This is a genomic window from Prevotella herbatica (assembly GCF_017347605.1).
Lineage (GTDB): Bacteria > Bacteroidota > Bacteroidia > Bacteroidales > Bacteroidaceae > Prevotella > Prevotella herbatica.
In genome coordinates this window covers 2,582,671-2,605,844 of sequence record NZ_AP024484.1, presented here as the reverse complement: position 1 = coordinate 2,605,844, position 23,174 = coordinate 2,582,671, and the positions used below count along the sequence as shown (strand labels likewise).

At 35.2% G+C, this 23,174-nt stretch carries 19 protein-coding genes and 3 pseudogenes; 9 read left to right on the top strand and 13 right to left on the bottom strand.

Annotated elements, in window-relative coordinates:
- The first annotated feature begins 92 nt into the window (after nucleotides 1–92).
- On the top strand, nucleotides 93–761 hold the full coding sequence (locus tag prwr041_RS09720; RefSeq protein ID WP_207153599.1) for a hypothetical protein: 669 nt from the start codon (nucleotides 93–95) through the stop codon (nucleotides 759–761).
- A 316-nt stretch (nucleotides 762–1,077) separates the two neighbouring features.
- On the opposite strand, the gene prwr041_RS09715 is transcribed toward prwr041_RS09720, so the two are convergent.
- Nucleotides 1,078–1,944 (bottom strand): SDR family oxidoreductase, encoded by an 867-nt coding sequence (locus prwr041_RS09715; protein WP_237072203.1) that lies wholly within the window; start codon nucleotides 1,942–1,944, stop codon nucleotides 1,078–1,080.
- Between the two features lie 645 nt (nucleotides 1,945–2,589).
- Here prwr041_RS09715 and prwr041_RS13790 point away from each other — a divergent pair.
- The 3 genes and pseudogenes from prwr041_RS13790 to prwr041_RS09700 form a co-directional block, all read left to right on the top strand.
- Nucleotides 2,590–3,086: pseudogene (locus tag prwr041_RS13790) on the top strand (IS30 family transposase); the annotation flags it as partial.
- A 126-nt stretch (nucleotides 3,087–3,212) separates the two neighbouring features.
- Nucleotides 3,213–4,274 carry a sodium:calcium antiporter gene (locus prwr041_RS09705; RefSeq protein WP_207153597.1) on the top strand — a complete coding sequence of 354 codons (1,062 nt, stop codon included), beginning with the start codon at nucleotides 3,213–3,215 and terminating at the stop codon, nucleotides 4,272–4,274.
- A gap of 40 nt (nucleotides 4,275–4,314) precedes the next feature.
- Nucleotides 4,315–6,051, top strand: coding sequence for a thiamine pyrophosphate-dependent enzyme (locus prwr041_RS09700; RefSeq protein WP_207153596.1), 1,737 nt, complete (start codon nucleotides 4,315–4,317; stop codon nucleotides 6,049–6,051).
- Nucleotides 6,052–6,108: 57 nt separating this feature from the next.
- Here the strand turns inward: prwr041_RS09700 and prwr041_RS13785 are convergent.
- A pseudogene (locus tag prwr041_RS13785) lies at nucleotides 6,109–6,246 on the bottom strand (IS982 family transposase); the annotation flags it as partial.
- 1,125 nt (nucleotides 6,247–7,371) lie between these two features.
- A pseudogene (locus tag prwr041_RS13780) lies at nucleotides 7,372–7,443 on the bottom strand (hypothetical protein); the annotation flags it as partial.
- Between the two features lie 570 nt (nucleotides 7,444–8,013).
- Between prwr041_RS13780 and prwr041_RS09690 the strand changes: the two are divergent.
- Together prwr041_RS09690 and prwr041_RS09685 are read left to right on the top strand one after the other, a co-directional pair.
- Complete coding sequence (locus prwr041_RS09690) at nucleotides 8,014–8,934, top strand: putative 2-dehydropantoate 2-reductase (protein WP_207153595.1); 921 nt, start codon at nucleotides 8,014–8,016, stop codon at nucleotides 8,932–8,934.
- A gap of 302 nt (nucleotides 8,935–9,236) precedes the next feature.
- Nucleotides 9,237–10,034: a DUF4382 domain-containing protein gene (locus prwr041_RS09685; protein ID WP_207153594.1), complete on the top strand. Its 798-nt coding sequence runs from the start codon at nucleotides 9,237–9,239 to the stop codon at nucleotides 10,032–10,034.
- A 149-nt stretch (nucleotides 10,035–10,183) separates the two neighbouring features.
- Here prwr041_RS09685 and prwr041_RS09680 read toward each other — a convergent pair whose 3' ends face one another.
- From prwr041_RS09680 to prwr041_RS09655, 6 genes are all read right to left on the bottom strand, one after another.
- Nucleotides 10,184–11,011, bottom strand: coding sequence for a MerR family transcriptional regulator (locus prwr041_RS09680; RefSeq protein WP_207153593.1), 828 nt, complete (start codon nucleotides 11,009–11,011; stop codon nucleotides 10,184–10,186).
- A 106-nt stretch (nucleotides 11,012–11,117) separates the two neighbouring features.
- Nucleotides 11,118–11,603: a GNAT family N-acetyltransferase gene (locus prwr041_RS09675; RefSeq protein ID WP_207153592.1), complete on the bottom strand. Its 486-nt coding sequence runs from the start codon at nucleotides 11,601–11,603 to the stop codon at nucleotides 11,118–11,120.
- An 8-nt stretch (nucleotides 11,604–11,611) separates the two neighbouring features.
- Nucleotides 11,612–12,088, bottom strand: a complete 477-nt coding sequence (locus tag prwr041_RS09670; protein ID WP_207153591.1) for a GNAT family N-acetyltransferase — start codon at nucleotides 12,086–12,088, stop codon at nucleotides 11,612–11,614.
- A 13-nt stretch (nucleotides 12,089–12,101) separates the two neighbouring features.
- Nucleotides 12,102–12,305: a 4-oxalocrotonate tautomerase DmpI gene (gene dmpI / locus prwr041_RS09665; protein WP_207153590.1), complete on the bottom strand. Its 204-nt coding sequence runs from the start codon at nucleotides 12,303–12,305 to the stop codon at nucleotides 12,102–12,104.
- Between the two features lie 15 nt (nucleotides 12,306–12,320).
- Nucleotides 12,321–12,743 (bottom strand): pyridoxamine 5'-phosphate oxidase family protein, encoded by a 423-nt coding sequence (locus prwr041_RS09660; RefSeq protein ID WP_207153589.1) that lies wholly within the window; start codon nucleotides 12,741–12,743, stop codon nucleotides 12,321–12,323.
- A gap of 4 nt (nucleotides 12,744–12,747) precedes the next feature.
- Nucleotides 12,748–13,533 carry a 2-oxo acid dehydrogenase subunit E2 gene (locus tag prwr041_RS09655; protein WP_207153588.1) on the bottom strand — a complete coding sequence of 262 codons (786 nt, stop codon included), beginning with the start codon at nucleotides 13,531–13,533 and terminating at the stop codon, nucleotides 12,748–12,750.
- Nucleotides 13,534–13,907: 374 nt separating this feature from the next.
- Here prwr041_RS09655 and prwr041_RS09650 point away from each other — a divergent pair, with 374 nt between their 5' ends.
- Genes prwr041_RS09650 through prwr041_RS09640 form a run of 3 tightly spaced genes read left to right on the top strand, consistent with a single transcriptional unit; the run spans nucleotide 13,908 to nucleotide 15,780 of the window.
- Entirely contained in the window at nucleotides 13,908–14,372 is a 465-nt protein-coding gene (locus prwr041_RS09650; RefSeq protein WP_237072202.1) for a GNAT family N-acetyltransferase, read from the top strand.
- Nucleotides 14,369–14,908, top strand: a complete 540-nt coding sequence (locus tag prwr041_RS09645; RefSeq protein ID WP_207153587.1) for a GNAT family N-acetyltransferase — start codon at nucleotides 14,369–14,371, stop codon at nucleotides 14,906–14,908. Before prwr041_RS09650 ends, prwr041_RS09645 begins: the two co-directional genes overlap by 4 nt.
- 47 nt (nucleotides 14,909–14,955) lie before the next feature.
- The gene (locus prwr041_RS09640; protein ID WP_207153586.1) at nucleotides 14,956–15,780 is read left to right on the top strand and encodes an endonuclease VIII; all 825 of its coding nucleotides are present in this window, start codon (nucleotides 14,956–14,958) and stop codon (nucleotides 15,778–15,780) included.
- A gap of 139 nt (nucleotides 15,781–15,919) precedes the next feature.
- Here the strand turns inward: prwr041_RS09640 and prwr041_RS09635 are convergent, their stop codons facing one another.
- The 4 genes from prwr041_RS09635 to prwr041_RS09620 form a co-directional block, all read right to left on the bottom strand.
- Nucleotides 15,920–18,049 (bottom strand): DPP IV N-terminal domain-containing protein, encoded by a 2,130-nt coding sequence (locus prwr041_RS09635; RefSeq protein WP_207153585.1) that lies wholly within the window; start codon nucleotides 18,047–18,049, stop codon nucleotides 15,920–15,922.
- Nucleotides 18,050–18,710: 661 nt separating this feature from the next.
- Nucleotides 18,711–18,899 carry a hypothetical protein gene (locus tag prwr041_RS09630; RefSeq protein ID WP_207155706.1) on the bottom strand — a complete coding sequence of 63 codons (189 nt, stop codon included), beginning with the start codon at nucleotides 18,897–18,899 and terminating at the stop codon, nucleotides 18,711–18,713.
- Between the two features lie 88 nt (nucleotides 18,900–18,987).
- Nucleotides 18,988–21,099 (bottom strand): hypothetical protein, encoded by a 2,112-nt coding sequence (locus tag prwr041_RS09625; protein WP_207153584.1) that lies wholly within the window; start codon nucleotides 21,097–21,099, stop codon nucleotides 18,988–18,990.
- A 449-nt stretch (nucleotides 21,100–21,548) separates the two neighbouring features.
- Nucleotides 21,549–23,174, bottom strand: coding sequence for a RagB/SusD family nutrient uptake outer membrane protein (locus prwr041_RS09620; protein WP_207153583.1), 1,626 nt, complete (start codon nucleotides 23,172–23,174; stop codon nucleotides 21,549–21,551).

Genomic DNA, 23,174 nt, shown 5'->3' with positions numbered 1-23,174 from the left:
CTGTTATATCAAATTTATTTTTTAATTCATTATACTTTTTGAATTCTCAGAAAAACAATGTAATTTTGTATCATTAACTAATAACTATAAGCATGGCAACAATAACACTACCAGAAAATGAAGAACAAATAAATGACGTAAATGGATTTTATTTCATGGCAAACCCCAGCACGTTTAACGGGGACCCAATACTTACTCTTCAAATTAATAATGGAAAAAACAGAAGTATCAAACTAAAGAAAAAAAATGTAAGCATAGTACTTCATTATCTTCATGATAATAACATTCCATTTCTTAATCTCCATTCAAACATCCTACCAACTATTGATGTGGAAGACGAATCATATAGAAGTCTACTTAATGAAATGTTCTTTATATTAGCATCTTGCATGATGTTTATTCTTGGATTTCTTTTTATCAGAAGTGGGAATAATTCTTTTATGCAATTGAATTTTCAATACCTATTTGGAATAGCTTGCATATTAGTTGGCGCAACGCTATTATGCCATCCTGCAGTTAAAATAAAAGATAACCAATTAATACTTAAAGGTTATATTCATAAATCTGTTATTGAGTTAGAGGATATATTAAAGGTTACGATATGTTCTTTGGGCAAAGGAGAGCTTATTGAAGTTGTGACAAAAGATTATGACTACTATTCTTTTCCTATTAAAGGAGGTCGTTTAAAAGCTCTAACAAGTGATCTTCAGCAGGTAGGTATAGATGCATCATACATTTATAGAAATGGTGCTGCTGAATAGAAAATAGTATCTCATTTCTTTAGATGGCGTTAATCGTATAATACTAGAGTATCCCTTAAAGTGATTAGCATTTAGTGTAGCGGATGACCATACAAATGTTTAGAGCCTAGATTTCTCGGTGACGATTTGTATTTTGTGTGTTTTGATGTGCTCCCTATGTTTTTCGTGTTTTTAGCTACGTTAGCTAAAAAACAAAAAAACGCAGGGTGGACAGCCTGAACATATAAATATTAAATCACGATAGAGAAGTATTGGTTCGTAATTTTATATTATACATCCCATTAAATGCTAATCATTTTTTGATGGACATAATTAGTCAAGAAGAGTGTTTTGACTTAACTCTTTCATTAAAGAAATCTGCTATGTGATGTTTCCCATATTTTGGTGCAGTCATATCCATATTCATTGTTGTTAAGAAAAATTCTATAGGACCATAAGTCTTCGGACCTGTAAAAATGCGGATAAGTCTAATTGCTAATATCCTAATCCAATTTGGTAAATGTATAATTTTTACAGGTTTGGAATAAGCTTTCAGAGCTAATTCTCCTATTTCGTTTTGGGAGAGTAGATCAGGACCTCCAATATTGATTTCTTTAACATTTTGATTTATGGCATCAACAACAACTTGCGCTAAATCCTGTCCGTGAATTGGATTGAGTTTTAATTCACCGTTTCCGAACAAATAAACTCTGCCATTTTTTGCCATATTGAGAAAGTCTGCCATATCAGAGAAGAAACCATTTGGCCTAATTACACAGTAATCCAGACCTGATGTTTTTAGTTCATCAACAAATTTTTCCTTGGCTTCTCCAATTTTCAGTTGACGCAAATTATCGCCATTTAAAACAGAAATATAAATAATCTTTTTTACTTTACTCTTTTTTGCCTCATTTAGCAGATTCACATTCGCTTGATAATCTACATCCATATAAGTCAATCCATCTTTCTGTCTTGTGATACCGACAGAGCTAATCACTATATCAATATTGTCACATACTCCCATTAAAGTGTCAGGTTGGGTCACTTGTGCTTCTATGATTTTGAGATTCGGTGCCTTTAGGTTTATCCTATTTTTATTTCGCACGATTATCGTCGTATCAGCACCTCTATTTATCAACTCTTGGGTAATGAACCGACCTAAATATCCAGTAGATCCAGCTACTAAAACTTTATATTTTTCCATCATTTTATTTGAGTATGTTTATATTTCTGGTTCTGTTATGTATGATACAATGGAGTATTTAAATAAAACTTCACAATGAAATCAATAGTTAAGTACAAATTTAAGTATTTTTTTTGTAAAAGTATGCAAATCATGTGTTAAACTTTTTGCTTATTGCCCGTTGAACTGAGCGGTGTTTGGGTAGTTGAAATTACAACAAATGATTAAGATTAGAATTCTCTTTCTTATAATGAAAGTCATTTAAAAGTTTTAATAAATGATTTTAAACTGTTAAGTATTAATGCATCATACTACACACTAAATAATACAAGCACACGCATACTTCTTAAAAACAAATTATCAATTTGAAGAATATCAATGATAATCAACAAACTTTATTCTAAGGAAAAATTATCAAACAGACATAACAATAAACATTTTAATATTATTGAGCGCTTTCTAAGAGGACGACTGTATTTTTAGATGATTTGAGATTGCAAAAACACGTTTCTATGATAATTTCATATTTAACGGAACACTAATGTTGTAAAATATAAAAACAACAACATTTTTAGTATTAAATTCGTTATCCACAAATAATTTACTTATCTTTACATCGCTATTTAGAGGTAGAGTTAAAGACCTTCACTTTCAAGTTATTGTCCCAAGAGACAAGGTGGCAAAGAATTATACAAGCATCTTCATCGACGCGGAAGGCACTATGCAAAACGTGGTTCAAAGACGAATGGTCGTGGATTTATCAAGAATCATATTGGCATTGGTCAAAGACCCTCTATCGTAGATGAGAAGCTTAGATTCGGAGATTTAGAGATTGACACAGCGATTGGCAAGAACCATAATGGATCCCTTCTTATTATCAATGATAGGGCCATAGGTCTGGTATAGATTCTATTATTAAGTGAGAAAGAAGCCGTCCCACTGACTGAAGTTGCCATAAAAACACTATTAATTAAGGATATGATACACGCAATAACGGCTGATAATGGAAAAGAATTCAGTTTTCCCGAAAAATCGCAGATAAATTGAATATTTTTATTTACTTTGCAAAACCATATCACTCATGGGAAAGAGTAGCCACTGAAAACACAAATGAACTTATTAGGCAGTACTTCCCAAAGGGTACGGATTTTGGAGACATTACATTTGTATTGCACCTCAATTCTGTTTACGGTACTTAATTTGATTATGCTATCTGTAAAAATCAAAGAAGAAAATGAGGTTTTAAAAGATTTGAAATAGACTATTAATTGTTACTCAATATATATATTATGATTGAATCTCTTTCGTTAACAATGCTTCTACTGATATTCGGCGTTAGTGCAATACTAATATGGTTGGCAGGAATCAAATTAACCGAGACAGCCGACATTCTTTCCATACACTTTGGTTTGGGTGAAGCATTGGGTGGATTAATTTTACTAGCAATTGTAACAAATCTCCCCGAAATTGCCATTACTGTAAGCGCTGCAATTCAGCACAATATGGCACTTGCTATCGGAAATATTCTGGGAGGTATTGCTCTACAAACTGTTGTACTTGTGGTGTTGGATGTGTTTGGACTGGGCAAAAAATATCCTCTTACTTATCGTGCTGCATCGCTTATATTAGTGTTGGAAGGATTAATGGTTATTATTGTGTTGACATTAGTGATTGTGGGCAATCAGTTTGGCTCCTCGGTTATTTTCCATGGTGTAGCGCCAATAGATGTAATCATCGTGTTGGTGTGGATTGTAGGTATATATTTGATCGGGAAAGCAAGAACTAACTTGCCTTGGCATCAGTTAGGTGTTCTTCCGAACAGTCAAAAAGAAAAGCGGGGACACAGCAAAATAAAGAAATATGATTTAGCTATAAAAAAAGGAACAAGCATTCAAGTTGTTATTTTTATTTTTGCTTTATGCTCATTGGTCACTTTAGTTGCCGGTGTGGGATTGGAAGTAACGGGCGAAGCCATTGCTAAACAGATAGGAATGACGGGTGTATTATTCGGTGCTACAATTTTAGCGGCTGCGACTTCGCTGCCTGAAGTTACTACAGGTTTAACTTCCGTAAAATTGGAGGATTATCAAATGGCCATGAGTGATATTTTCGGAGGAAATGCATTCCTGCCTGTATTATTTATGGTGGCAACTGTTATTTCGGGTGAATCTGTTCTTCCGCAAGCGCATAAAACAGATATTTATCTTACAGGGTTAGCAATGCTTCTAACTATTATCTATATCTGCGGTTTAATATTCCGTCCCCGAAAGCAAATACTAAGGATGGGTATTGATTCATTCATTGTAATGATCGTTTATTTAATCGGATTACTAGGATTATTTGCTATTTAGTGGAAAAATTATAAATTATGTATTATTTAAAATCTATATTATGAGTAAAAATATATCTGATCAACTGGTGGAAACCTTAATTGCAGCAGGAATTCAACGAATTTATGCCGTAACAGGAGATAGTCTTAATCATGTAAATGAAGCAGTGCATCGTAATGGCAAGATCAAGTGGGTTCATGTCCGAAACGAAGAAACTGCCGCTTTTGCAGCCAGTGCAGAGGCACAGTTAAACGGTCTGGCATGTTGTGCGGGTAGTAGTGGTCCAGGACATGTTCATCTGATCAATGGTTTGTATGATGCACATCGTTCGTCGGCTCCCGTATTGGCCATTGCCTCCACGATCCCTACCAGTGAATTTGGAACCGACTATTTTCAGGAAACAAACATATTCAAGCTGTTTGACGATTGCAGTTGCTATAATCAAATGGCTACAACAACAACGCAATTTCCTCGTATGCTACAAACCGCCCTTCAACATGCCATACATAAAAAGGGGGTAGCTGTTCTTGGGCTGCCTGGTGACATCACGAATCTTCCTGCAGAAGAAGCCGAAACTACAACAAGGCTATTTCGTAACAAACCTATTGTCAGACCATCCGAGGATGAACTGTTACAACTCGCCGAAATAATAAATACGCACAAAAAAGTCACGATTTATTGCGGACTTGGGGCTGCAGAAGCACATGATGAGATTATTCAGCTTGCCGAAAAATTAAAATCACCGGTGGCCTATTCTTATAAGGCAAAGATGGCAATTCAGTATGATAATCCCTATGAAGTGGGGCTTACCGGCTTACTGGGGGTCCCTTCTGCTTACCAAAGCATGCATGAATGTGAGTTGCTTATATTATTAGGAACAGATTTTCCGTATACACCCTTTATGCCTGTTCATAATAAAATTGTACAAATTGATATTAAACCGGAAAATCTTGGACGAAGAGCAAAACTTGAGATGGGTCTTTGTGGTGATGTAAAAGACACGCTACAAGCCATATTGCCCCTTATAGAAACAAAAGAAGATGCTAAATTTCTCAATCGCCAATTAAAGTTTTACGATGTAGTCAAAAAGAATTTATTATTATATGTAAACGATCCTGGTAAACCAAATACTATTCATCCTGAATATGTTGCTTCTGTGATAAATGAGTTGGCTCACAAGGATGCCATATTTACGGTAGATACAGGAATGTGTTGTGTATGGGCTGCACGCTATATTGCTGGAACCGGTGAACGAAAAATGTTGGGTTCATTTAATCACGGATCAATGGCCAATGCCATGCCGCAAGCCATTGGCGCAGCGTTTGCATGTCCTGACAAACAAGTGATTGCCTTTTGCGGTGATGGCGGTTTATCCATGATGATGGGTGACTTGATGACGATTGTTCAATACAATTTACCTGTAAAGATTGTACTTTTTAATAATCGTTCATTGAACATGGTAAAACTGGAGATGCAAGTAGCAGGAATTCCTGACATAGAAACGGATATGTTGAATCCTGATTTCGTGAAATTAGCTGAAGCAATGGGAATGTACGGAATTCTAATTAATGATCCCGCAGATGTTAGACCAGCATTAGAAAAAGCCTTTCTACAAGATGGTCCTGCATTAATTACCATTCAGACAGATCCGAATGCTCTTGCCATGCCTCCTAAACTGGAGTTTGACCAGATGAAAGGTTTTGCTTTTTATATGGGGAAAATGATGATAAGCGGACGTGTAGATGAAATATTTAAGATCATTAAGTCCAACTATAAACATATTACCGAAGTGATCTGATCGAAGAAAATAACTGATTATAAAAAATATTCAATGAGTTGGCCCCTGATGAAGAAAAACTTTATGGCATACAGGAATCATCGTACGATCTAGATACCTTATACCTGTACAAGGACCCAAAGTATTCATTGTGTGAAAAAACATAAATAAAAAAAATACACGGCTTTCTAGTTCTACAAACCTGTTATAGGAAACAACTTAAGGAAAGATTCTATAGCTTTTATTCTGCAAACTTAGAGTCTTCTCATGTTTTTAGCTACGAAGCTACGGCATCTCTCGCAAAGCCTATAAACAGAGGGATTAACGATACGTAGTTTGCTGGATTTAGCTACGGCAAGCTACGTTCTAGCTACGTAATTTTGTGTCGTTTTAACGATGGAATGTATTTCATGAGTGAATTTGTCAAAGAAACGTTGGCTGCATCTGAGGAACTGAGGATGTATGAATTGATACAGTAAACGAGAACAGAATTTTCAAGCTTGTTTAACTATTCTGCTGAATTCCTCTGAATTCTCCGCAAAGATACTGCGAAATTTTTGCCCATGCAATAGGATTTAGGTTAGCCTGTTAGCCAAAGTTTTAATTACTGGAGCAACACATTGTTAGCACACGTGCGTGCGTATGCGCACTCAGACTCTTTCGTAATAACAAGTGTCGTAGTGCCTATCCATTGAGTTTCAATTTGTTAGAATTCTTTTTCTAGTAGAATAAAGTGACGGTTTTCGTCGATAAAATATGGGTGAAATTTTTCTTCATTTCGCATTGCGTTTTACGAAGTATTTCGATGCGTTTTTCGATGTTTTGCCGTGCGTTTTACGAAGGAATGCATTGCGTTTTACGAAGCAATAGGAGGTAAAACATCGTAGAAACGTTTGCGTTTCTATATAGAAACGTAACTGTTTCTATATGGAAACGCATGCAAAACTTGAAATTTGACTGCCAATTCATCGTCACCTTTATTAGTCAAATTCGTCGATAAAATATTGGTATTCAGCAAGTTGACACTCCGACGCTTATATTTTTCAAAACCCTAGGTATGCGCGTGCATGCACGTACATTATATAAGCAGAAATAGATAACGTAGCTAGAACGTAGCTATCGTAGCTAAATTGACTTAGCTACGTATCGTTAATCCCTCTGTTTATAGGCTTTGCGAGAGAAGCCGTAGCTTCGTAGCTAAAAAACACCAAAAACGCAGGGAAGACAGCTTAAATGTGCAAAATTCAAATCATCACCGAGAAATCTTGGCTCAAAACATCTATTTTATAATACGCTACACTAAATGCTAATCACTTTAAGTGAACAAGAGTAAAATCATATTTAATGATGAAGTTTACAATATGCTTTTGGCTTCATCCCTATTACTCTCTCAAATATTCTAGAGAAGTGACTGAGATTTGTGAATCCTAACGTATAACCTACGTCTGAAACTGTTCGTGTCTCTACTTATAGGAGTTCTGCTGCTTTTTGAATACGGCGTATTTCATAATAATGAAAGATACTATCACAAAACACTTGTTTGAAAAGACGTTTTAATTTTGTTTCACTCATACATGCCTCCTTTGCAAGATTCCTTATTACAGGAGGTACATGAAGACTACTCAAGATTGTATCTCTGACAAAATATTTTTTTTTCAGATCGTTTGGATGAATAGGATATGTTGTTTGTTCGCTTCGTTCAGTAAGAGTTGCAAAACAACGTGAAAAGAATAAGATCTTACAAAACACATATCAATGACTAATAGGAAGTGATTATAACAATATAGTTATCATTTTATAAATAAAAGATAGAGATATGCGACAAAATTACACTATTGACATTAGCTATACTTACCCATTATTTTAAAAATGATTACATCTTATATTCTATTAGATATTTATTGTATATTTGTAGTGTGATTGCAAAGACATTATTGTCTTGCTTTGACAACAACATAAATATAGGTATAAAAAAAATTGAATATGACATTAAAGTACGGAATAATAGGATCAGGAGCTATTGGTGGATATTGCGGAGGTAAATTAGCAAAAGCAGGTAAAGACGTTCATTTTCTCTTCCATTCAGATTATGAATTTGTAAAATCTAATGGATTACAGATTGACTCTGTTGATGGTGATTTTCATTTGCCGGAAGTTAACGCTTACCGAAGCACAAAGGATATGCCAAAGTGTGACATTGTGCTAGTATGCTTGAAATCTACTAATAATGGTTTGTTGAAAGAGATGCTCCCTCCTCTTTTGCACAAAAATACAATAGTGATACTTATCCAAAATGGAATAGGCTTGGAAAGTGATTTACAGAAATTTTTTCCAGATTTGAACCTTGCGGGAGGCTTGGCATTTATTTGTGCAAGCAAGAATGAACCAGGACGCATTAATCATCAAAGCTTAGGTAAGATTAATATTGGGGCTTACTCTTGTAGTGACATTTCTTTACTGGAAGAAGCCATCAAGGATTTAAACGAGGCTGGTGTAGACACAAAACTAGTAGACTATGAAGAAGCTCGTTGGAAAAAGGCAGTATGGAATATTCCTTTTAATGGAATGACTGTTGTATTAAATACGACAACAGACCAGTTGATGGCAAATCCTGATACAGAGAAATTATTACACGAAATGATGATCGAGGTGATTGAAGCCGCTCAGCATGCTGGAGTTAAGAATATAGACTCGTCATTGGCAGATAAGACGATTGAAATGACAAAAGTAATGCCACCCTATTCTCCAAGTATGAAACTTGACTATGATTTCAAACGCCCGATGGAAATTAAATATCTTTATTCTCGCTCAATAGAAGAGGCTAAGAAGAATGGATATAATATGGTGATGGCAGCAATGCTTGAAAAACAATTGTCATTTATTGAAAGTCAATACTTGAAATAGAATTGTCATTGAGAAAATAATAGGAACCATCACATTGACAACACTTGGCTAGCGCCTATTTATTAAATGTAACATACTTATATTCAATAAATAGGCGCTTAAACATTTATTTATATCTATGGGTGAAGACACATAAAACTGGCATAGATGTAACATATTAATATAACAGAATAGAAGGATAGCACAAAGTAAGAATATACAACAAATATCCTTTTTCACATTATACATATATTTTATTTGGTCCATTAACAGAATTATAGTAAATTTGCAAAATAACGAACATCTAACAAAAAAGATAAATGATGAAACAAAAACTCTTCTTCTTATGTTTACTGCTTATCGGACTATATTCATGTAGCAATAACGATAACAACTCTGATAAAGAAAGCAAAGCAACTGTTGGCTTTTATTTGACGGATGCTCCTTCTCTTGAAGGATATAAATCTGTAAACATTGACATCCAATCCATAGAATGCTCTCTTGATGGGCAAAGCTGGACAACATTGGATATTAAACCTTGTACTGTTGACTTGTTACACTTTTCAAATGGAAAAGATTCTTTGCTGTCGAATGTGGAATTTAATGCAGGAGCAAAAGTCCAACAAATTCGCTTAGTCTTGGGAGATAACAATACTGTTGTTTTAAATAATGGTACTACTGTTTCATTAAAAACTCCAAGCGGACAGACATCTGGATTAAAATTAGATGTTCAATCAGTTGCCCAATTAACAAGTGGCTATAAAATAATCATCGATTTTGATGCTTCGCGTTCAATTGTAAAACAAGGTAATAGTGGATCTTATCTATTGAAGCCTGTTATTCGCTCTTATATAACAGCCAATTCATCTGCTATAGATGGTAATCTACAACCATCAAAGACAGCGATGAGAATCTTTACTGTGACATCAACAAATGACACCCTTTCAACTCTATCAGATACCATACAGAATAATTATTTCAAATTACATGGATTGTTTAGTGGTACTTATGATTTGAAAGCAGAAGATTTGTCAACTAAAAATATAACAGTTATCAAGTCTGGTATTCAAATCGTTGGTGGAACAGATGTTCATTTAGGAAACCTCACTTTGAAAAAATAGACAACAAGAAAATTTTAATAAATATAAATCCTATCGTTTCTTAGAAAGTTACGATAGGATTTTTTTTATTACGGCTAATGTCACTACTTACATTTATGCAGGTTTTTAACGAGTGACATTATTCATTATAAGCCCTTTTCTTTATTGTGCTATTTCTCAATAGGGACTTGGATTTCTGTCAGCCATTCGCTTTCATTATTCTTGTTCCAAATACCATCAATATAACAGAAACGTGGGTCGTCAACAATATTATAACCATTATCTTCAATGAAGGCATAAATTTTTGCCCATGTCTCTGGAAACTTCTCATAAGAACCATAGTGATTAAAGCAGAGCGCCTTCTTCACGGCAGGAACATCCTTAAACTGGATTAATTCAGAATCTTCTTTCTTTTCAGTAACAGCTTCACAATATTCTATTTCTATATTCGTTTCCTTATGTTCCTTGTTATGATCAATAGTGTAGCAATATCCAGGTTCAGAACAAACACAACCCAAACGTTCCATTTCTGGTCCAATTACATTTGGACATAAATTGAATAAATCTTGATAACTATTTACAAGACTTCTATGTCTTGCAACTATAATCGCAGGCAAAGATTTAATAATAAACTTCTCCATTTTAGTTTTTTGTTTGAGGCTGTTCTTTAGCTCACTCAGTTCTTTCTGAAGCACTTCGAGATGCTCGATTTCATCCTTGCATAGTTTTAGTTTTGCCTCTATCACCTCAAAAGAAGGAACACCTCCGTCTTTGTCCATGATATCCTTTATTTCACTAAGGGCAAATCCGAGTCTTTTTAGATACATGATATTGCTCATTTTCTTGAGCTGATTCACATCATAATATCTGTACTTCGTCCATTCATCCACTTCGCAAGGTGCTATCAAACCTATCTTTTCGTAATGTCGCAGTGTCTTCACTGTGATCTGATTGATTTTTGAGAACTCGCCGATTTTAAATTTGATTTTTGTTTTCATAATCTGTTGCGCAATGATTACGGGTACAAAGTTATACCATGACCTAAGGGATGAGTCAAACAATCTTTTGTTTTTAACATATAATTAACATTTGTGTTTTGGCATGTTAGTTCTTAGTGGTTTTATTCTTTTGATTGTAGGACATGGGAGTATAACGTATGCCGTCAGAAATCTGTTCTGTATCAACCTCTGCAAATCCTAAAGCACGATATATTTTGACAGCATAAGGTGAAGAGTTTACCGTCATCTCGTTTGTGTGGCAATTTTTTAGAGCCCTCTCTACGAGTTGTCTACCGATACCCATTCTATGAAACCGATCGTCGACAAAGAATAGTGCAATATGACTACCCATATTTCTTGTTGCTAGAACTCCTACTATTTCTTCTCGATAGAAAGCTCCATAAATCTTTAGTTGGCTAGTATATTCAGGAGATTTTATAGCCTGATGGAATGATTCTATACCTTTTTCATTATATTCGGGTGCTTCAAATTTGTTAAAAACCCGCCATGCAAGGTCTAGTGCCTGAGATTGCTGTTTTTCATCAATAACCCTTATTGTGAAAGTTATGGTATTATGCTTTACTTCTTTCATATTAAGTATTATATCTCCTTAAATTTGTCAGCTGAAATTCTAAAAATTCTTCTATCATCCAAAACGTGTGCTCCAATATGTTCATAGAACTCTATAGATTTTTGATTCCAGTCTAGACAACACCATTCAATTCTCCCATACCCTTTGTCAATAGCAATCTTTGCTATATGCTTAAAGAATAGTTTGCCAATACCTTTGCCTCTTGCTTCCTCTTTAACAAACAGATCTTCGAGATAGATATTTGTTTTACCAAGGAATGTTGAATAGGTATGGAAGAACAAGGCAAATCCGACGATTTTTCCTTTATATTCTGCTAATAATACCTCTGCATCTTTGTTTATAAATAAAGTTTCGTGTATCTGCTCTTTTGTTGCAGCCACTTCATCTTCCATATTTTCATAAGCGGCAAGTCCTTTAATTAATTCTAATATAACTTCGCTTTCAGTTTCTTGTGCAAATCTGATATTGATATCTTTATTTTCCATTATATCTTGTATATTATTTTTTTAGATATTCACGTTTTGTTTTTTCTACGGTTTTACCACCAAATCCCATATTTGTATCAGGCAATTCTTTAATAGTTATCATAAAAAATTCCGGTGGAATACCTGTTGCTTCAGAAGCTGTTTCTGTTAAACGACTGATTAAGTTCTCTTTTTGTTCTGTGGTCAATTTACCACATTCCATTGTAATGTATGGCATAATATTTTAATTTTATTATTGGTTTATATCAAAATCATCTGAGTGAAAGTCATTATAAAACCGTCCTTTTGTTGCCGTAAATTTCAGCACACAGTAATCAGGATCGGTTACACCTTTTGGGTAATAAATCTCGTCTCCTTTCTGCCAGATTCTTTCTTTTGCTTCTGCAGTTTCAAGGACCTCCATTGTGCCTGTTAGACTAGCGCCACGGAAAAATTGTGGATTTACAAAGTAGATACTTGCTCTATTGTTTTGCTTAAAACACTTCACCTTATTTGAAGATGTGTTTGTCGTGAAATAAAAAATGCGTACACCTTCGTGTTCACGAGGTTTCAACATAGCTTTTGTCACAGGGCAACCATCTTCATCAATATAGCAAATAAACGTGTTAGTTGATTTTTCAACCATGTTTTCAACTGTTTGTTCAAAGTTTCTCATTATTTTATATTTTCAATCCGTTTTCTATATTTGTTCGCAGCTCGTTGATAAATCTAACCATTGGTGCACCGTCCATTACATCATGATCTATAAGAATAGATAAGTTTAATATCTCTCTGATAGCAATCTCGTTATCGAACACTGTTGGTTTTTTAATTATAGAACCTATCCCGAAGCATATCGGATGCACAGATATCGGAATAAACCAACCTTTGATTTTTCCCATCATTCCTATAGATGTAAATGAAACATTACCCATTTTGTTGAATGCAAGTTTTGGATGTTTCAATAGATATTTCCAAAAGAGTAATCGTAGAAATTTTGGAAGTAAATAGTAAATGCGTGCAATTTGTCCGGTTCGCTTTTGAAGTATGATATCCTTTGGGGTAACATTTTGGTTCTTCGCCATAGAAATTTCTTTAGCTATTGATTCAACACTAATTTCATTAACTTTCTCTATAACAAGTGGGAATGGTACTTTCGTTCCATTTAAATTCTTTTCAACAATGACAGATATATTAATATCATCAAATGTTATTATTTTATTTTTACCAATAAGATAAGAACATGCTGTTTCGTGCTTTTTGATTGTTTTTCCAATCACACTAATCAACCATGCATTAAAAGAAATCTTTTTCTGATGAATCTTATTATATTCTCTGATTTTTTTTCTGCTTTCAGTAACATCAAATTCAAGCAATCCTGTAACATGATGCTTATGTTTTCCAATTTCACAAACATCCATGCTTGCTATTCTTGAATTTGGGAATTCATGTATTTTATAATTCATCTGCAGCCCTTATTTGTTGTGTTCAAAATATCTTGATATGCAAATATACAAATTTATATTGCAATTATCTAAATCTATTATGATTGTTTTTATTTAGCAATAGCAAAAAACATATACTAGTTTAAGTTATATCACAAACAGTTAATTACAAAATATTCTTCGTAATAAATAAATCATAATATCTTGATAATTTATCAGATACGGTATGTTTTCCATTCATTAATTGCATTTTACTATAATTTTTGTATCTTTGCAAATAATATAGTTAATTATTAGATGCATGATGTAAACAATATGTTTACCGTATTAAAGCATAAGATGAGAGACTTCTCTGAAATACATACTTGATAATATAACAATAAAATAATAGCGACATGAACATTATCAAAACAAATAACACCGATAGTCGATTTAGAAAGTTATGTTCTATGTTGGATAATTATCTCAATGATGCAATAGGAAAAGAAAAGCAGCAGCAAGAGTATAATCAACATAATGCATTGGTAGATATTGATGATGTCATCTTGCTTATTGATGGAGAAAAGCTAATTAGTTGTGGTGGCATTAAAAAAGTAGATGAAGATACGGCTGAAGTAAAACGTGTATTTGTCGCAGATGAGTTTCGACATCATGGATATGGTCATAAAATAATTACAGAAATAGAACATTTGGCAAAGGCTGAAGGATATAAAGCATTGATACTTGAAACAGGTTTACCCATGAAGAGTGCACAGAAATTATATACTTCGTGTGGTTTCTCGTTCATAGAGAATTATGGTCCATACGCCTTTTTAGACAGTTCCGTTTGTATGAAAAAAAATATAGAGAATAATATATGATTACACTTGAAACAGAACGTTTGATATTACGTCCGATAAATAAAGATGATGCCAGCGATATATTCGAATATGGCTGTGAACCGAATGTTGGTCCGGCAGCAGGTTGGAAACCTCATAAGAATATAGAAGAAACTAGAGTAATCATGAAAGCTGTATTTATTGATAAAGATAATGTATTTGGAATAGTGCTCAAATCTTCTGGTAAAATGATAGGTAGCATTGGCTTGGTGCCAGATCCCCATCGCAACAATCCGGAAGTGTTGATGCTAGGCTATGCAATGTCTGAGCACTATTGGGGCAAAGGACTTATGACAGAAGCTGCCAAAGCTGTTATTGAATATGGCTTTAGTGAATTGGCCATTAGTATGATTTCTTGCACCTGCTATTCCATTAATCCTCGTTCGCGAAGAGTCATTCAAAAGTGCGGATTTGAATATGAGGGTTGTCTGCGTCAGGGCGAAAAAAGATATGACGGTAAAGTTTTAGATCTAGAATTCTATTCTTTATGCAATAACAAAGATTATTTTAATAAATAATTGTGGCTATCATAACAAGTAGCGACAAATGATTTTAATTATATAATATGATAGAAATACCTGAATCTAAAGTATTCGCTTCGCGTGCTGAAAATATTCTGCGTGGAAAGGTTGTTGTTGATGTTATCAATGCGACCAATCCCCATCGCTTTGCATGGTATCATGGAGATCCACTATTATATTCTTCAATATTAGTAGGAAGAAAAGTTGAGGAAGTAAAGGGATTTGGATGTTATATTGATATTTGTTTTGATCATGACACACACCTTGCTATTAGTGATGGAACAAATATGAAGTATTTCCAAAAGGCAGATAAGTGTCCACAAAAATTTCAGTTGCTCGTTGTTTTTGATGATAGCACTTATGTTGTTTTCACGGTAGCTATGTATGGAGGTATTTTTGCTTTCAAGGGTACTTTTGATTATCCGTATTATTGTGGTAGTCGAGATAAGTTATCACCTTTGGATAAAAGATTTGATATCAATTTCTTTCATAAGATGATTACAGATACAGGTAAAAACATTTCTGTCAAGGCACTTCTAGCTACAGAGCAGCGAATACCTGGACTAGGTAATGGCGTGTTACAGGATATACTATTTAATGCTGGCATTAATCCGAAGCGCAAAATAAATACGTTGTCTGATGAAGATGAAAAGACTTTATTTGTTGCTATCAAAGAAACTCTTGAAAATATGATTTCCGAAGGAGGAAGGGACACCGAGAAAGACCTACTTGGTAATCCAGGTGGATATCATTGTATTCTGTCTAAAAACACGTGCCACGAGCTGTGCCCAAAATGTGGAGGTAAAATAATAAAAGAGGCTTACTTGGGTGGTAGCATCTATTATTGTAGAGATTGCCAAATCATATAATTAACTTAATAATATCTTCTTGTTTTTTCTCTTTTCTATCTGTCAATATGTTACGAGACTATCAAAGCGCTAGTATTTATAAGCGTTGCAGACATAACAGATTGACAGATATGCGAGAAAAATAGATAGAACAAATTCACTATTTTGTTATTTCATTCCATTTAGGTGGATTTACTTTCAAGAGATTTTTCACAAAGAAATCGAAACGTTTGTGCTCTCCAAACTTTTCACCCATAGTGTGGTGTACACCCGGCAGCACAACAAGTTCAAAGTCTTTGCCAGCTTTCTCTAGTGCGTTCGCCACCTGATATGTAGAAGATGGATCTACATTATCATCCAGTTCGCCCACTACAAGCATCAATGCTCCTTGCAACTTATGAGCATTTACAACATTGCTGCACTCTTCATAACTCTTGTCTACAGGATATCCCATCCATAGTTCATTCCACCATATCTTATCCATGCGGTTGTCATGACATCCACAACTAGAATAAGCTGCTTTATAGAAATCACCGTGCAGAAGCACAGCGGTTGTACTCTCTTGTCCACCAGCAGAGGCACCAAAGATACCCACATTACTGGCATCCATATAAGGATATTTAGCTGCAGCAGCTTGAATCCACAGTTGTCTATCTGGGAAACCAGCGTCTTTAAGGTTTTTATAGCATAGTTCTTCAAATTTCTTTCCACGCCATGCTGTCCCCATTCCATCCATTTGTACGACTATAAATCCAAGTTCCGTTAATGCCGTGGTGTTCCTATTATAAGCTATAAAGCTCTTTGGTGTGTAGGCATCGCCAGGACCAGCATAGATATATTCTATCACAGGGTATTTCTTTGTAGGGTCAAAGTTGGTTGGTCGTTGTATGATTCCCCATATATCAGTGATACCATCTCTGCCTTTAGCTTTAAATATCTCTGGTGCCACCCAACCACTTTCTTTAAGTTTTGATATGTCAGCTTTAGCTATGGTGCTAATCAGCTTTCCATCTATACCACTTCTCAATTCGGTAACAGGAGGTGTGTCAACTTTTGAGTATTTGTCTACCACATATTTCATATCGTAGCTGAATACAGCCTGATGGTTTCCCTCGGCAGGTGTAAGACATATCATGTTTTTACCATCCATACCTATGCGGTAATAGTGTATCTGGTAGGGATCTTCATTAGGATTTACACCGCTTGCAGAAAAGTATATGGTATTCGTTTTTTCGTCTACCTTTATTACTTCTCTCACACACCATGCTCCTTTTGTTATCTGGTTTATCACTTTACCCTTTGACACATTGTACATGTACAGATGGTTCCAATTATCGCGTTCGCTCATCCATATCATCTTAGATGTGTCGGCAAAGTCGTATCGATAGTGGCGTGGATAGTTTACAAATGTGGTAGCGGTCTCTTCAATAATCGTTCTCACCTTACCTGTTTGTGCCGACATAGCCAGCACGCGATAAACTTTATGTCCACGCTCATTATATTCAAATATCACTTCTTTGTTGTCAGTAGTCCATGTGAAACCATCCAGACTAAACTGCTTATCAAATAGTTGTGTTGATGCGATAACTTCTTTACCTGTATTCACATCAAATATGCAAGGTACTTTAAATGGAAGTTCGTCTCCAGGTTTAGCATATTCCTGCTTGTGTAGAATTGGTTGCAGCTGGTCGGCAGGCGAAGACTCCACATAATATACATATCTCTTTTCAACAGGTCTGCGTTTGCATGTCATTATATATTTGCTGTCAGCCGACCATTGTATCCATGCAGAGTAATAGTTTGAGAGTGTACCATCGGTACTTAGTATACGTTTCTCTGTATAGGGTTTACCAACTTCATGTAGCACCACGTTTTCTCCTTCGATATATGCTTCCAGTTTACCATCTGGTGATACAACAGGATGTGTATCTTTCTCTTCGTCTACTTCCATCCAGTGGCGTTCGTGCTTACGACCGAATTGTGGTTTTGCTGCTTCTGGCAGTTTTATATCTAGGTATTTATACAGTTCTTCTTTGCTGCCAAATGATTTACTATTGTTAGTACCAGCATCCATTGCTACATATCTTTTACCAGCAGCAATATTCTCTGTGTAGTAGTATGTGTTTGTGGAATCTTTAAATTTAATGTCGACAGGCGAGTTATACACATTGTCGTTACTAAACTTGTTGGATAAACTGTAGGCTCTGTTGTAGTCAGCAAGAGTGCCTTGTGCCATGGTCCCAGCGCTTACCGCAAATAGTGCAGATAGTAAAATTAATCTCATTTTCATTGTTATTATATATTAACGTGAGTTCGGCGAATTATAAGTGTTTAAAACGATGGTGACTAGCGATTTCTTGTATAACTTTAATGTGTTGTAAATTAACATATTACAATCAACAATCGCTATGATTACCGACCACAAAGTTACTAAAATACTTTGTATCTCAGATAACTTCTGAAAGTTTTTTTGCGAAATGATAGTCAAATATACGTTTAAAAGCCACAAAAAGCACACAAACAGTTCTATGGCTAGCATATAGAAATAATTTAGCCATTTTTACTTACTTATGACTTTACATTTCATCTATAAAGCGTAATCTCCTATAATACCTATTACGTCCTCGTTAGACAAAGTTTTGATTACGATGGGACTTGCGAGAACACGACGAGCTTGTTCATACTCTGCAAACACAGAAGAATCCGTTCCCCCCTTCCAACACATTATTTGTAACAGATATATACAAAGGTAGTTTATCAGAAAGCGAACATGTTTGTGTTTGTAATATCTTTCTATTTTCTGAAGAATCAAAACAAAGAGGATAGTCTGCTCCTAAATCACCACTACCCGAGAGTTTTTTAGCATTATTGAGACATTCACAAATTCTATAATACACCCCTCAGGTAAACCTTTACTAGAGAGTTCCCATACAACGTTCTCCTCAGTAGGACTATTCAAAACTTATATTTTCTAGTCTCCATGCAGTATGACTGCTATAAAGAGAACGTGTATAACGATTATTGCCGTTTACACATACAATATCATCTCCATCTGGCAAATATTGTAACATACGTGGTTTACCTCTTTTGATATCATTATAAGACGTAGACTCAATATAATCTCCAACTTTCTTCTGCACATCTGAAGAAAAGACGTATTAAGCAAAAGCCCCGATGCTACACAAAGATAAAAGAAAAAAATGTTCTCATAAAATTCTGTTTATATATTTATGGCATCAGTTTAAAACCTTCCCAATGTACATCCCATTTACCATTTTTAGGGAAACCAGGATTATTCACATCACAACCATCCCAACCTGCACACATCATAGATATAGCCATTAGAAGACCTCCATTGCCTGGGAGATAGCAACGTAGACGCTCATCTTGATAATTATGCCCATTTCTAAGATATGTATTAGTACGTTTATTCATCAACAAAGCATCTACGGCCTTATCAGGATCACCCAATCGAGCAGCATTCATTGCCACCATAGGAAAATCCCATCCCCAAGTCTTATTCCAATACCAATTCTTCCAGACCCAGTTGAGGGTATTGTTCATCACACCAGTATCCACTTGTCTGCTACTTAAGGGAAGTAATCCCACAGAACCCAATACTGCTGGGTGATCTGAAAACATCTTGATGTCCTTATATGTATCAGGTTGAGTCTCAGCAGCAAGATATAGACTATCCTTTTGGGCTAATGGAGAAATCTTATTGATTATATCATCCCAATGAGCGTTGCGTTTCTTGCCCAATCGTTCACGCCATTTCTGAGCTATCTGAAGGGCAAAATGCCAATAAGATAACTCAAATGGCGGATTAACAGTAGTTGCTGCCGGAAGAGTTTCCTGAGCAGCTATACATCCGCGGAGCACATAGCGATCTTTAGTAGCGTCGTATTCTGTAAAAGAACTCATAAATTCAGCCGTTTCATCAACAAGTCTTGCATACTTGCCAAGCACATCTGTCATTCCAGAACGATAAAGTAATTCTGCCAGATAGATTAGATGTGGTTGTTGCCAAATAAGATAACTTCCTACATTAGAAGGAGCTTCCTCTGCACTAGGATCTGTCATCTTCATCCATCTTACTCCACAGAAACCTTGCCTTGCTGCTATTTCTCGAGCCTTAGGCTCTGCCTTGAAATACCAGTTTAATGAACGTTCTAACATTTCAGGATGTCCAAGTAGTGCAAACTGTGCCTGATGCCATAGTATCATTTCAAGATGAAACTTTCCGAACCAAGAATTATATGTAAGTCCTGTTTCTTGTGGTGGAGTATTTCCTGCATCATTAACGGCAAGAATATATTGACTCAATACAACACGTCGTTCTAATTCCTTTGCACGAGAATCTTTACAAGCCGAGAAATCAACGATAGCACCTGTATTCCAATATTTCTGCCAATAGCTTGCAGCCAAAGTCTTTATTGAAGTATATTTACTATCTGAATGAAAAACTTTTCTATCGTTAATACTATTTAAATACTCACATGAAAAACTTATTGTATCCTCCCTTGGAATCAATACAAAGTAATTACGTTCTTTTTCCCTAAATTCGGCCTTTCCAGACCACGTGATAGCTACATAATATATCGTAGAATCAATAGTACGCTTCAATAAGGCATAATTAGTTCCCTTTTTCATAATAACAGTAGAATGCAAAAGATTAGCATCCCATCTGCACGCATCATCACAATGACCAGCTGTAGGATAAGGAAAGCGGAATTTCACTCCATATCGACCTTTAGATACTACTTTGGCTACAATCATATCACGCTCTGGATTGCAAACTGTAGACACATCACACTGTTTCCCTTTATAAGAAAAGTGACTAGTAATCTCACCTGTCCACATCTTTAATTGTTCACGTATATTTTTTATCGCAAGAGGATTATCCCCCAATTCCAGCCCCACAATACCCAAATGCAATCGATGAGGGTTCTTGCGAAACCATTCAGAAGCACTTTTCTGTCGTCCAGCTTTTTTGAACTGAACAGAATATAATTCTTTATGACCACGCCCGAAGTCCATTGCCTTCAAAGCTTCCTGTGGTTTATAACCCTTAACATTCGGAAAGCTATGCCATCCCCAATCACTCATCGTTCCCAATGGTACGCCTCTACTATAGTATTCAGGAAACGACTGTAATCCTGTTGCATCAACAGTAAAAGCAAAGCCTCCATTTCCAACAGAAAATGATGACAAAGTATCCATCATCGTTACTATAGGATTATTTCTGCATACTACAGTACGACGATTTATTGTCGCATTAGAATGCAAACATCCAAGACACAAGACTAAAGCGATAATATATAATATTTTAAATTTCATAAATAATAAAAGTCACAATTTATAACAGCAGTTTTCATCAACTTTTTGCTTGATATTTTCTGCCACAACACATTCCACGTTCGGAATTTTTTCTGCATCCACAAATGGCTGATTTAATGAAGCCCCCTTTGGAGATAAGTCGGTCTTTACAGCACCTATTCTCTCGAGGATATAACAAATGAAAATAATTTATGCCTCATGTACCAAAGTATATTTAATATAGGGTCTGACTTTACAGCCAAACCCTATTATAAAATAAATTATTAACCAGTTGGTGTAATTGATTTTGTGCGTACTTGATTTACCAATGGCCTTCCCCATAATGTAATTCAAATGATTTGAATCTAATGATTTTGGCACTGCTGATTTAGAACAAACAAGCAATATCAGCAACTTTTATACATCATTATTTAATCAGTTTAATTCTGTCAACTGGTTACTCAATATAATTATTTCAATTTCCAATGAACAAAATAGCCTGGCTTTCCATCTACATCTTCAGATATTCTTGCACGAATTTCTTCCGGATTTTGATACTTAGGACAAACCCTATCTGAAATAATATTTAAATCGTTATAACGTCGTACCATTCTTATCATAGCAGGGTATATCTTGCCTTCAGCAGGGAATTCAAGCATCATCTCATTTAAAATCTGTTCGTCATTTGCTTTTATATCATCACGTTTGAACTCCCTATTACCCAAATTGAAAGATCCACGAATACCCATGTCTGGATATTTACGTGAACCTAAACTACTTGTACCGGTCCAATCATCTGTAAAACCAGGCCAAGTTACACCTCCATTCGGGAAACTTCCATTAACACCTTGATTGATTAGTGCAGAAGCCTCTTGCACACGTCCAAGATTATTTAATGCTTCTGCCAACATAAAATATAGTTCACTGCCACGATAAATATAGATATGAACATCATCTTGATAAGCATAAGTACGGGCCGAACTACTTCTTGGGCGATACTTACATACAACATTTTTTCCATCGTAATTTGCAAAATAAATTGATGCACGTTTATCCAATGTGGATCCACCTAATGGGTCAAAATTAGGATCAGAATAACGATCTAATCCTACCTGGGATGGTGCTAATAAATATTCATTAGGAGAATCTATTCCAAAATGCTTCAACAAACTATTTGTCTGATTATTTTTATACGAATATATTATTGCAGAAATAGTCTCTTGAGGTTGAGGATTTGTGTTGTCCCAAATCTTACTATACGTACCTGTCAATTTCACGTTATGCATGTATTGTGTTGCATCATTTACCGTGCTTGCGAACTTAGCATTCATAGCATTCAATATCACATTTACCGTTTTCTGATAATCGCCGTGCCACAAGCATAATTCTGCATACAATGGAAAGAACTCAGGTGTCATGTAATCCCAATATCTGTATGCACTTGAGCCTGTATCGGTATCAGGATCAAGCCATTCTTTCCAAGACATTGTATTTGTGGCATCAACCCCATCAAAACCTTTAGTTAATAAATCTAGACATGATTCTACTATTTCATCCAAATTTTTAACAGGATAATTATTCAGATCTTTCATCTCACGAATAGGATCATCAAACCATATAGCTTCTCCATATACTTTACCCAAGGTAAGATAAATCCAAGCCTTTACACGAAGTGTGCAACTAATCAAAGCCTTATAATGTGTTATATTAATAGCTGTAGGATTAGCAGTCTTATAATCATACAGTTTTGACAAATAATCGTTACAGGCGATGATCACATCGTAGTAAGGAGCAGGATTGGCATATTTATTACCTGCTAAATCCGTATCATAATTATATATACTATACAATTCATTAGGAGTATTGCTTGTTGGTTCCAATAGTTCCCCCCTTGTATCTGTAAGATATATCACCTTATCACCAATGGCTTGCACCTTAGTCATAATACCAATATAACCAGAATAAAGCTCGCTTTCTTCTTTTATATAATCCTTATGGTCAAGCACATTACCTGTCTCAACATTAAAGAAATCACTACATGCACTCAGAGTACCCATCATGCAAAGTAGAACACATTTAAATATTATATTTTTCAT

Coding starts and splice junctions, on each gene's coding strand:
- dmpI (WP_207153590.1), bottom strand. CDS start 12,305: ATGCCATACATTACAATGGAATGTGGTAAATTGACCACAGAACAAAAA.
- prwr041_RS09650 (WP_237072202.1), top strand. CDS start 13,908: ATGAACATTATCAAAACAAATAACACCGATAGTCGATTTAGAAAGTTA.
- prwr041_RS09680 (WP_207153593.1), bottom strand. CDS start 11,011: ATGAAAACAAAAATCAAATTTAAAATCGGCGAGTTCTCAAAAATCAAT.
- prwr041_RS09625 (WP_207153584.1), bottom strand. CDS start 21,099: ATGAAATTTAAAATATTATATATTATCGCTTTAGTCTTGTGTCTTGGA.
- prwr041_RS09690 (WP_207153595.1), top strand. CDS start 8,014: ATGACATTAAAGTACGGAATAATAGGATCAGGAGCTATTGGTGGATAT.
- prwr041_RS09655 (WP_207153588.1), bottom strand. CDS start 13,533: ATGAATTATAAAATACATGAATTCCCAAATTCAAGAATAGCAAGCATG.
- prwr041_RS09705 (WP_207153597.1), top strand. CDS start 3,213: ATGATTGAATCTCTTTCGTTAACAATGCTTCTACTGATATTCGGCGTT.
- prwr041_RS09660 (WP_207153589.1), bottom strand. CDS start 12,743: ATGAGAAACTTTGAACAAACAGTTGAAAACATGGTTGAAAAATCAACT.
- prwr041_RS09645 (WP_207153587.1), top strand. CDS start 14,369: ATGATTACACTTGAAACAGAACGTTTGATATTACGTCCGATAAATAAA.
- prwr041_RS09675 (WP_207153592.1), bottom strand. CDS start 11,603: ATGAAAGAAGTAAAGCATAATACCATAACTTTCACAATAAGGGTTATT.
- prwr041_RS09635 (WP_207153585.1), bottom strand. CDS start 18,049: ATGAAAATGAGATTAATTTTACTATCTGCACTATTTGCGGTAAGCGCT.
- prwr041_RS09670 (WP_207153591.1), bottom strand. CDS start 12,088: ATGGAAAATAAAGATATCAATATCAGATTTGCACAAGAAACTGAAAGC.
- prwr041_RS09640 (WP_207153586.1), top strand. CDS start 14,956: ATGATAGAAATACCTGAATCTAAAGTATTCGCTTCGCGTGCTGAAAAT.
- prwr041_RS09685 (WP_207153594.1), top strand. CDS start 9,237: ATGAAACAAAAACTCTTCTTCTTATGTTTACTGCTTATCGGACTATAT.
- prwr041_RS09715 (WP_237072203.1), bottom strand. CDS start 1,944: ATGGAAAAATATAAAGTTTTAGTAGCTGGATCTACTGGATATTTAGGT.
- prwr041_RS09700 (WP_207153596.1), top strand. CDS start 4,315: ATGAGTAAAAATATATCTGATCAACTGGTGGAAACCTTAATTGCAGCA.
- prwr041_RS09620 (WP_207153583.1), bottom strand. CDS start 23,174: ATGAAAAATATAATATTTAAATGTGTTCTACTTTGCATGATGGGTACT.
- prwr041_RS09720 (WP_207153599.1), top strand. CDS start 93: ATGGCAACAATAACACTACCAGAAAATGAAGAACAAATAAATGACGTA.